General features: G+C 36.1%; 8 protein-coding genes. 6 read left to right on the forward strand and 2 right to left on the reverse strand.

Translation table 11 applies throughout. The features are described from left to right. The coding region (locus CXF64_RS17425) for an HD domain-containing protein (protein WP_101217623.1) at positions 1-1,045 on the reverse strand (1,045 nt) is incomplete at its 3' end. A 143-nt stretch (positions 1,046-1,188) separates the two neighbouring features. Here CXF64_RS17425 and CXF64_RS17430 point away from each other — a divergent pair. The 3 genes from CXF64_RS17430 (at position 1,189) to CXF64_RS17440 (ending at position 4,132) form a co-directional block, all read left to right on the forward strand. After that, the gene (locus tag CXF64_RS17430; protein ID WP_101217624.1) at positions 1,189-1,992 is read left to right on the forward strand and encodes an alpha/beta fold hydrolase; all 804 of its coding nucleotides are present in this window, start codon (positions 1,189-1,191) and stop codon (positions 1,990-1,992) included. A 188-nt stretch (positions 1,993-2,180) separates the two neighbouring features. Next, positions 2,181-2,588: a hypothetical protein gene (locus CXF64_RS17435; RefSeq protein WP_101217625.1), complete on the forward strand. Its 408-nt coding sequence runs from the start codon at positions 2,181-2,183 to the stop codon at positions 2,586-2,588. A gap of 293 nt (positions 2,589-2,881) precedes the next feature. Continuing rightward, a complete protein-coding gene (locus tag CXF64_RS17440; RefSeq protein WP_101217626.1) occupies positions 2,882-4,132 on the forward strand; it encodes a cation:proton antiporter in 1,251 nt (416 codons plus the stop codon). A 105-nt stretch (positions 4,133-4,237) separates the two neighbouring features. Here the strand turns inward: CXF64_RS17440 and CXF64_RS17445 are convergent, their stop codons facing one another. Further along, complete coding sequence (locus CXF64_RS17445) at positions 4,238-4,786, reverse strand: hypothetical protein (protein WP_101217627.1); 549 nt, start codon at positions 4,784-4,786, stop codon at positions 4,238-4,240. A 379-nt stretch (positions 4,787-5,165) separates the two neighbouring features. Between CXF64_RS17445 and CXF64_RS17450 the strand changes: the two genes are divergently transcribed. From CXF64_RS17450 to CXF64_RS17460, 3 genes are all read left to right on the forward strand, one after another. Continuing rightward, the gene (locus CXF64_RS17450; RefSeq protein ID WP_024604999.1) at positions 5,166-5,570 is read left to right on the forward strand and encodes a hypothetical protein; all 405 of its coding nucleotides are present in this window, start codon (positions 5,166-5,168) and stop codon (positions 5,568-5,570) included. A 514-nt stretch (positions 5,571-6,084) separates the two neighbouring features. After that, on the forward strand, positions 6,085-6,495 hold the full coding sequence (locus CXF64_RS17455; RefSeq protein ID WP_076924185.1) for a hypothetical protein: 411 nt from the start codon (positions 6,085-6,087) through the stop codon (positions 6,493-6,495). A gap of 556 nt (positions 6,496-7,051) precedes the next feature. Next, positions 7,052-10,144, forward strand: coding sequence for a pilus assembly protein (locus CXF64_RS17460; protein WP_101217628.1), 3,093 nt, complete (start codon positions 7,052-7,054; stop codon positions 10,142-10,144). Positions 10,145-10,496 lie beyond the last annotated feature (352 nt).

The following is a 10,496-nucleotide window of genomic DNA, read 5'->3' on the forward strand; positions in this document are numbered from 1 at the left end:
TAAGGTAAAAGCTTTTTATACATTTTAGATAATCTGTTTTTTCTTTATTTGATGGAAGGTAAGATTTGAAAATATCTTTATCGGGGTTGATCTTACTGTTATTTGCAGCTTGGCAAATAGAATCTAGCATTGCAGAAAAAGCACGATTAGTTTTATGGTAATAAACTTGGCTGAATAGATTAGATCGTGCATTTATAAATTCTGCAATAGAGTCTATACAGCTTTCTGTATAGGCTAAGTAGAGTTTATCGTCTTCAATAACCGGTACGATCGACATAAATAATCTATTACTGTCGTAGATACCGCATTTTACACCCGAGAAATAGCTATCACGTTGTAAATAATCCATTCTATCTGCATCGATCGGGCATGAGGATATAATAGATGTTAACATCGGAAGTATATCTAACTCTTTTCCAGCAATAGTAGTATTTATAGATTTATTAAGATATTTACTTTCAATAATCATCATTACATTATCGATGTTTATGCTTTCTTGTTGTTTTTTAGTTAGTTTACCTTCCTTACATAAATTGTCGTAGATTGTTTTTACAAATATTAATGAGATATGTTCATGTTCAATTGCATTATTACCAATCATCTTGAATAGTTCTGGGAAGTCTTGGCTTAATTGCTTTTTAAAAGATTCATTAGTTGGTAGAAATGAATCAAATTGATGAGACATGGGACCATGACCAATATCATGAAGTAATGCAGCGAGTCTTAACTCTTGAACATTTGATTCAGGTATTTGATCTACAGCTTCGAATACATCTGAGGTGTCGTTGTTCTTTTTTGTGAAGCGAAATGAATTCAATTGTAAATTTTTTAATACCTCATATGCTATATTCATAACACCAAGTGAATGCTCAAATCGAGAGTGAATAGCTGAGGGAAATACTTTATATAAAAATGTATTTTGTTTTATTGTTCTTAACCTTTGAAATAAAGGATCATCTATAAATTTAACTTCGATTTCAGTTAATCGAATAATTCCGTGTATAGGGTCCAGAATTTTACTAACTAGTTTCTTATCGAATTCCATTATTAACCTGTGATTTTTATATAATTATAATCTTTAAATGGGGACAAGTTATTATTTATCAATACTGCATTCAGTTTAAGTACATGTTTAAATATAAAGTTAATCGTAGTATTAGAATTTTTAATTATGACGCAAGAGTATTTATGATAAAAAGAATATTACTCTACTCTCTTTTCATATCTACTAGTGCTTTAGCTGGACTGGCTAAAGTTCAAGTAAATGGCTTTGACCTTGAATACGAGCTAGCTGGTAAAGGTAAACATACAATTTTACTTGAAGCGGGCGGTTCTGCTGGTTTAAGTGATTGGGACCCGGTTTTTGAATCACTTACCAAGCACGGTAAAGTTATACGGTATTCTCGTATTGGTAATGGTGGTTCTACGCAAATAAAGAAAAACTATAGCTCAGAAGAATATGCAGCTGAGGCTGCGTTATTACTCAAAACACTGAAAATAGAAGAGCCTGTTGTGTATGTTGCGCACTCTTATGGTGCTTATATTGCGCGTGTATTTGCTGCAACATACCCTAATAAGATTAAAGCGTTGATGTTGATTGAGCCTGCATCAGAGCACGATGTAGATATTATGCGCGCGATTGATTTGCCACGCGCTGAAAAAGAAATTGCAGCAATAAAGCTCGACGATATGAAAAACGGAATGTCGAATCAGTATTTAGATTTTTGGGCAAAACGCCCGCTGCCTGATTATCCACAAATTGCTGATATACCCGTGACAGTAATTGCCTCAGTTAAAAAGTATAAAAAGCCATCTGTATTATTTTTTACCGACAAAGCGCGTGAAATGTGGGGCGACTTACATTCAAAGTGGGCTAATGCATTTCCTCAAGGTGAAATAGTAATAACAAATAAAAGCTATCACTACCCGCAAAAAGATGAGCCAGAAATGGTTGTAGCCCAAGTAGTTAAGTTACTAGAACGCACTCAATAAGTTTAAGTTTCGTTGGTTGTTTTTATAAATATCAATTGTCGTAAATTAGTAATCTGGCATTAGACTAAAGTCTATAGATTAGATTTATTCACTTATTAGGTTTGTTTTAATCGTTTGTAGGTTTTGTGTTAATTCTCTAAAGTTCAGTTGTCGGCAACAAGCACGGCTTAACCAACAGGACTACGACCATGAAACTTACTCTTATCAAAACTATCGCTCTTAGCTCACTACTTACATGTTCAGCTGCTGCAATGGCTGATCAAAGTGATTACAAATTAATGGTTATTGAAACTGCAACAGCGCCACAGCCACTTGAGCAATCATTTAATAGCTGCGCACTGAATGTTAAGTCAAAAAATTACGCTGAGGCTGAAGCAATTTGTACTAAAGCAATTGCGCTTTTAAAAGACGCAGATGGCCCTAAATTTAAAGTACGCCAACTTACATCGTTTGCATTAAGTAACCGTGGTGTTGCACGTTTAAAAGCGAACAACGACACTGCTGGCCTTGCTGATTTATACGAAGCAAACCAAATGTCTACAAGTACAATGGTATCGCACAATTTAACTCGCGCTAAAGAAGATCTTTCTTTATAAGTATTTTATAAATGCTTTTATAAAGTGCTTACCAAAAGCATGTTATAAAATAGCGAGAGTAAAAAAACCCATGTTAGGTTAATTCCTAACATGGGTTTTTTTGTTTTATTTAACGCGTAAGTTAATACCTTAAATACGTTAATAGAGTAGGGTGTGTATTTATAATTAATATTTTGGGTATGCTTGTTTAGGCTACGCGAATATAATGCGAGATAACCATATAAAAAATAATAACCCTTCTGCTTTGCTTATTTTGAGTAAGGCATCATTAAATAAATATTGAGATTTAAACCATGGCACCAGGAACCAGCCTAAGCGTACTTGAAATAAGTGCGATATTTTTATCAATTACCGCGTTACTCACCTATGTAAACCATCGCTTTATTGGCTTGCCAACAACCATTGGCGTTATGGTTATTTCGATGCTTTTATCTATCGGCGCTATATTTTTGGGCTTTTTAGGGTTTGATGATCTTATAGATTACGAAGTGAGCTTGCTCGATCAGTTAGATTTTACTGAAGTTTTGCTCGATGGCATGCTCTCTATGCTGCTTTTTGCTGGGGCGCTACATGTAAATGTTAGCGATTTAAGGCGCTATAAATTGCCAATAGGTATTTTGGCCTGTGTTGGTACGTTGCTATCAACGGTTATTATTGCTGGTGCGCTTTATTTAGTACTTCCTTTGCTTGGTTTTGATTTAGCGTTTATTTGGTGTTTACTATTTGGCGCATTAATTTCGCCAACTGATCCTATTGCGGTAATGGGAATTTTACAATCTGCGGGTGCGCCTAAAAGTATTGAAACCGTGATTGCGGGTGAATCGTTGTTTAACGATGGTATCGGCGTGGTTATTTTTGTGCTTTTATTGGGTGTTTTATCAAGTGGTGATATTCCTACAACCTATTATGTAGCGCACACGCTGGCGGTTGAAGCCGGTGGCGGTATTGTTTTTGGTTTGGTATTAGGTGGTATTTTATATTACTTACTCAAAAGTATTGATAGTTACCAAGAAGAAGTACTACTTACTTTAGCGGGTGTTATTGGTGGTTATGCACTGGCTAGCCATTGGCATTTGTCGGGCCCACTTGCAATGGTAATGATGGGGCTAATGGTGGGCAATCATGGCCGTAGTATGGCTATGAGCGACAAAACACGCCATTACGTTGATTTATTTTGGGAGCTGATTGACGAAATTTTAAATGCCATTTTATTTGTACTCATAGGGCTTGAAGTCGTCATGATTGCATTTTCGAGTAACTTGTTTATTGCTGGTGGCTTAACAATTTTAATAGCGTTACTCGCACGTTTAATTGTTGTGGGTATAACAACCACTACATTTAATCAGCAATTAGAGTTGCCATCTGGTGCATGGAAAGTTTTAACCTGGGGTGGCTTGCGTGGTGGTATTTCGGTTGCACTGGTATTGCAGTTACCTGATGGGAACGAGCGCGATATTTTATTGGCTCTCACTTATGCGGTTGTGGTGTTTTCAATTTTAATTCAGGGTTTGAGTATTGGTAAAGTAGCCAAAACTATCCGTTAAATATAAATTGGTTAGATCAAACCTGTTAAATGTAATTTTTTAAAAAGCGTGTGAAATAGCTGTATTTCACACGCTTTTTATTTTTCTTATAAAACAAAAGGGCAATTAAAACGTAAAGCTGAGCTGCACACCGCTGTAAATATGTTCTTGTGCTTCCCAGTAGTCGCCATCTATTTGGCGTGCTCGAGTAAATACTTCTATTTTAAATGGCTTAAAGTGATAACCCGCTCCTATACCTGCGTAGCCGTCTATGTCGTTGTTCGATTTTTCTATTTGGTAGGTGTTATCGCCTCTATCGTTTTTAAAGGCGAGTTCGAACAGATCTAAGCCAAGCTCGGCGTATATAAAAAAGTCATTAAAATAACCAAGCTTCATGCCGTTGTCCCACGTTATAAACTCTTCTTGCTCGCCTTGTTTATTATCGATTACTGCCGCGCCAATTGCGCTTGTAAAAACAACACCAAAGTTACTGTAATTTTGCTTAACCATCATTTCTACACCCGCAGATGTAATGCTGCTATCGCCATTAAATTCTGACTTTATAAACATACCGGTGTTAGGCATGTTGTTACCGAGCAAAAGCCTTGCGTTAGCATTTTGGCTAAATGATAAAAGCGTGCTTAATAAAACAAAAACAGGAAGTGTGTGTTTCAAAAAAGTTAACCCATTAATGATGAAAAGTTACCAGAGCTGCAATTATAAATACATAACTTAGTATTGCATGTAATTAAATGTATAAATTTGTTTGATTGTTACTCAGCTATGCCAAAGTAAGGTGTTTAAAATAAAACCAACTAAAAAAAGGCATAAATAATTATATACATTTGAAAACGTAAAGTAGCGATTTTAGACACGTACGATGATGCGTAAGCTATTTAAATATATAGAAAAAGTTTAAACGTATTAGACTAAGGTCTATAGGTTAATTTTCTTCACTTATTAGGTTTGTTTTAATCGTTTGTCGGGCTTGTGTTAATTCTCTAAAGTTCAGTTGTCGGCAACAAGCACGGCTTAACTAATCAGGAATGTAACCATGAAAACACTTATCAAAACTATCGCTCTTAGCTCACTATTAACATGTTCAGCTGCTGCAGTAGCTGATGCAAGTGATTACAAATTAATGGTTATTGAAACTGCAACAGCGCCACAGCCACTTGAGCAATCATTTAATAGCTGCGCACTGAATGTTAAGTCAAAAAATTATGCGCAAGCGGAAGAAATTTGTACTAAAGCAATCGCACTTTTAAAAGACGCAGATGGCCCTAAATTTAAAGTACGTCAACTTACGTCATTCGCATTAAGCAACCGTGGTGTTGCACGTTTAAAAGCCCATAACGACACTGCTGCACTTGCTGATTTATACGAAGCATCAAAATTGTCTAACAGCTCAATGGTATCGCACAACTTAACTCGCGCTAAAGAAGAATTATCGTTATAAAAAACCTTTATAACGTGTTTTATAAAGTGCTTACTAAAGCATAATATAAAATAGCGAGAGTAAAAAAGCCGATGTTGGGTTAAACCCCAACATCGGCTTTTTCGTGCTTATTAACTTTGTATTGTGTTATACCAGTCCGCAATAATACTTAATCATTTTGCGGGGCTAAACGTGTCGCTACCTGCGTTAAAAAATTCTCATTTAGAACAACCAAATAGCGAATTTTTTGCCTAGCTATCAACACGTTTTTTCATCCTCAAAATAGATCACTTAATTAAGCGAATTGGTATTATTAAAAAATAATAAAACTGTATTCTGTTATTTATTATTTAGTGATTTCCATGGTTTTTAACTTATTGTAATTACTGGGTATTTTTTTTGGTGTTAGACTAAAGTCTATAGGTTAGATTTATTCACTTATTAGGTTTGTTTTTATCGTTTGTGGTAATTAAGCTAACACTCTAAAGTTTAGTTGTCGGCAACAAGTACGACTTAACTAATTAGGAATATAATCATGAAATTTACACTTTTAAAAACCATCGCTCTTGGCTCATTATTAACTTGCTCAGCTGCTGCAATGGCTAAACAAGGTGACTATAAATTAATGGTTATTGAAGACTCTGTAACTGCAGCACCCGCATTTGAAAAATCATTTAATAGCTGTGCTTTAAATGTTGAATCAAAAAACTACGAAGAAGCAGAAGCTATTTGTACACAAGCAATTGCATTGCTTAAGCAAAGCCATGGTCCGCGTTTAAAAGTACGTGAACTTACATCGTTTGCATTAAGTAACCGTGGTGTAGCGCGTATTAAGGCTCAAAAAGACACTGCTGGTATTTCTGATTTATATGAAGCGGTTCAAATTTCTAAAAACTCACTTGTAACACATAACTTAACTCGCGCTAAAAAAGAGTTATCTTTATAAGAATGCTTGCATAAAGCGCTTATAATTTAGCGAGAGTATAAAAGCCCATATTAGGTAGCACCTAATATGGGCTTTTTTGTATGTTTGCATAACCGTAGTTACCTATTAAATACACTCCTTTTAATAAAACAGCTTTACTGAATAATAGTGCTTTTAAAGGTGATTTTTAGAGCCTTACGTTACTAATTTATATTGGTAAGTACTTGTTACCTAAAACATAGATCCATAAATATAGAAACATAGGTAAAAATATAGTTTTTTAGCATGATTAAACTGTGCAGTAAAACGGGATTATTTTATTTAAGCTGTTGTTTTTAATTGATAATAAAATCTAATGTCTTTGACTTTAGTCTGTTTTTATTTGAAAATCGAAGTAATATATATTTTATAGCATTGACGCCACGTGGATGCTAATCACTGTTTTGTGATGAATAGCTAGATATGACTTTTGTTTTATTTTTAGTCCCACCTCAATATTACTAAAAATTAAACAGGGAATAGAGTAGTTATTAACTTGCGCAATAAAAATAAAAAGCGCAAATAAAGGGATTTAAAAATGCGATTTAAACTAAAAAAAATAGCTGCCTTGTTATTCGGGGTAGGTATTAGCCTTTCTGTATTTGCCGAAGATATAGAGCTTTACGTAAACCATAATGTTGAAACCGACGAAAACCCTCGCGTGCTTATTGTGTTTGATACTTCAGGAAGTATGAAGACTAAGCTGCCTAATGGGGGCCCTAGAAAAATCGATGCTGGTATAAGCGCTATGACCCAGTTAGTAAATGATAATAGCTCGATTGATTTTGGTTTAATGCGTTTTAATGGCAATGATGGTGGTTATGTTATGGCTGGCCTAGGCTCCTCACATGATAAAATATTGGGCCAAATAAAAAAGCTGCCTGCTAGCGGGAATACACCTATCACTGAGACCTTATGGGAAGCTTACCTATATATGACGGGGCAGACGGTTTGGTATGGGCAAAATACGGATAAACGAGATACTACGATTGAGAGAGAGCAAAGTGGTAGTGATATACCTCGTTACGTTTCTCCTTTTCAACAGGCTGTTGGTGCAGATGAGCGCTGTGATAACTCAATTAGCTTAATACTAATGACTGATGGTGATCCGACGCAAGATACTAACCGAAACGATGATATCAAATCATTATACAAATCTACTTTTGGCTCAAATCCCACTAAAACAAGTAGTAGTTATCTAGCCGCTTTAGCTCAGATAATACATGGTACAAGAGATGTTGAAGTTGACTTGTACGACACCACGCCAGAGGTTGCCGATACTGGGCGAGTTTTTACTATCGGTTTTGGTAGTGGCATGAGTACAAATGGTAAAAAACTATTAGAAAAAACCGCTTTATTGGGAGGAGGCGAGTACTTACATGCAGATACATCAACTGAACTTTCTGAAGCGCTTAATAATACAATATCGAAAATACGCGAAGTTAACGATAGTTTTTCATCTCCTACGGTAGCAAGTAACAATGTTGACCAAACTCGTAGCCGAGAGTCAATTTATTTTGCGATGTTTTACCCAGAAACAGGCGCACGCTGGAGCGGGAATTTAAAAAAGCTTAAAGTGTCTGGTGCAAATATTGTAGATTCAACTGATAAAATAGCTTTAGATAATAATGGGTTGATTGATGAAAAAGCACGAACTTTTTGGCTGCCAACTAATAAGCCTGCAGATGGGAATTTAGTAGCCCAGGGTGGCGTAAATTTACTTTTATCAACTTTAGACCCTGATAGCCGTAAAATCTACATAGATAAAACGGGCAGTATTATTGATTTTACTTTTGATAAAGTACAAACCATTTTAAATTTAGCGACAGGTACAGTTACCGATCTTGCCCCTGATTTGATTCCTAATATTGGGTTAACTTTAGAGGAAGATGATATTAGCTGGGCACGAGGGGTTGATGTTGATAATGAAGATGGAGATGACTCATCAGTAGATCAGCGAATCAATATTTTTGGCGACCCTTTGCATTCAAAACCGGTATCTATAGATTACGGCGATGGAAGTATTCATATACTTGTTGGTACTAATGCCGGCTTTTTACATATGTTTGAAGACAAAGGCGATACGGTTGAAGAAAAGTGGGCTTTTACACCTGCTGCCCTATTAAAAAACATTCCTGCTTTGCGTAGTAATCTTGCAAATACAAAAGTGTATGGCATGGATGGGCCTATAAGTGTGTTCTTTAATAATAAAGGCTCAAATAGCGAAGGGTTAAACGATGGTGTTATTAGAGCAAGTGATAATGATGAAGTATGGGCATTTACAGGCATGCGCCGAGGCGGTAAAAATTACTACGGCCTGGATATAAGTGACCCAAAAAAACCTAAAAAATTATGGAATAAGCCAATTGTTGGTGGCTCTGAAGAATTTAAATATTTAGCACAAACATGGTCTAAACCTCAAATTGCTTACATTAAAGCGTTTGGTGAGGATCCATTGCTGATATTTGGCGCAGGCTACGATACAAACAAAGATAATGCGATTAGAACAACAGATGAAACCGGGCTAGGTATTTACATTGTTAATGCTAAAACTGGCGAAAAGGTATGGGCGCTCACTCCAGATGAACATGGTTTTACCGGAGAGCACAGTATTGCAGCGGATGTAACTACGCTTGACTCAGATTACGATGGGTATATTGACCGAATTTATGCAACCGATACTGGCGGTAATATTTGGCGTGTAGATATTCCCACCGATGATGAAGATGAGATTACTCACTTTAAACTTGCTGAACTTGGCAGTACATTAGCGTCACAAGACAGACGTTTTTTTTATAAACCGTTAGTTGCTAGAACGCTGTTTAGTAAAGTTACTAAAACCAATTATGGTGGTGAAATGATCACCACCCGTTTAGACACCCCGTACGACGCAATTGTGATAGGCAGCGGAAATCGCTCAAACCCACTTGCTACTAATGAGCAAGATCAGCTGTATATGATCCGTGATGAAAACACCCTAACAAAAATATTTACTGAATTTCCAGCCCCAATAGTGCCAGATGATTTAATGAAAATGAATGAAGACCCATTTGGTAACGCACTTGATGACGTTGATAAATTTGTTAATCTTGAAGTTAAGTTAGCCGAATTTAAAGGATGGCGATATGAATTAGGGACGGGCGAAAAGTCCCTTGCTGCAGCAACGGTCGTTGGTGGGGTTGCTTACTTTACTTCCTTTACGCCTGCATCTTCATCATCAACACAAAACCAATGTTCGTTAACGGGTGGCGGTGGTTCGCTTTATGCCTTTCATTTGCATTATGGAACGAAGGTTTATGACGATGTGAAATTTGCAACAAGTAATGATGTACCAGATACACCGAAACTATTTTTTGGGGAAGGCCCGTCGTGTGCAGATAATGATGCGGATGGTAAGTGCGATTGGGATGATGCAACGGATGTAACGCAAGTTAGTCAGTTTTATTTAATAGGCCCTGGGGTTAAAGGTTCTGATAAGCCGATAAAAGCTATTGAAATACTTGGGCCAAATTTAAATGTTGAAGGTGGAAAAGTTAAGCTAGTAAATGGCGCTGAACCAATTGGTTTTGGCTTTAAAACCCAACAAACATATATTTATAAACGCGAAGAAAACGATAGTCAGGCACATTAAAAACACGATGTTATAGACATAAGCCACCTTAATTAGGTGGCTTTTTAATTTTAAGAGCGAATCAAAAATGCTGATGGTTTGCTTATATAATTGTTTTATAGTTATCGAAGCGCTCTAAACCAACCCATGTATGATACACATTCGTTTACAAAATACTGCCTATCACTCAAGCCCTTTATTTTAGGTACCTGTAGTCCATATTAGTCAACAATAGCTGGTCTTAGTTATATTTAATTAACAAATGTAAGAGCGAAATTTAACATGACGTGTCACCATATAGGTACAGGGCATGTTAACTTGTTGCCATCCCCCCATAAATATTCAATAAATTTCTGTTGTTTAAATTTACTTA

Origin of the sequence: Pseudoalteromonas sp. GutCa3 (assembly GCF_002836155.1) — a bacterium.
Taxonomy (GTDB): Bacteria; Pseudomonadota; Gammaproteobacteria; order Enterobacterales; family Alteromonadaceae; genus Pseudoalteromonas; species Pseudoalteromonas arctica.

Bases quoted from the DNA above. Each gene is read 5' to 3' on its own strand.
- CXF64_RS17430 (WP_101217624.1), top strand. From the start codon at position 1,189: ATGATAAAAAGAATATTACTCTACTCTCTTTTCATATCTACTAGTGCT.
- CXF64_RS17435 (WP_101217625.1), top strand. From the start codon at position 2,181: ATGAAACTTACTCTTATCAAAACTATCGCTCTTAGCTCACTACTTACA.
- CXF64_RS17440 (WP_101217626.1), top strand. From the start codon at position 2,882: ATGGCACCAGGAACCAGCCTAAGCGTACTTGAAATAAGTGCGATATTT.
- CXF64_RS17450 (WP_024604999.1), top strand. From the start codon at position 5,166: ATGAAAACACTTATCAAAACTATCGCTCTTAGCTCACTATTAACATGT.
- CXF64_RS17455 (WP_076924185.1), top strand. From the start codon at position 6,085: ATGAAATTTACACTTTTAAAAACCATCGCTCTTGGCTCATTATTAACT.
- CXF64_RS17460 (WP_101217628.1), top strand. From the start codon at position 7,052: ATGCGATTTAAACTAAAAAAAATAGCTGCCTTGTTATTCGGGGTAGGT.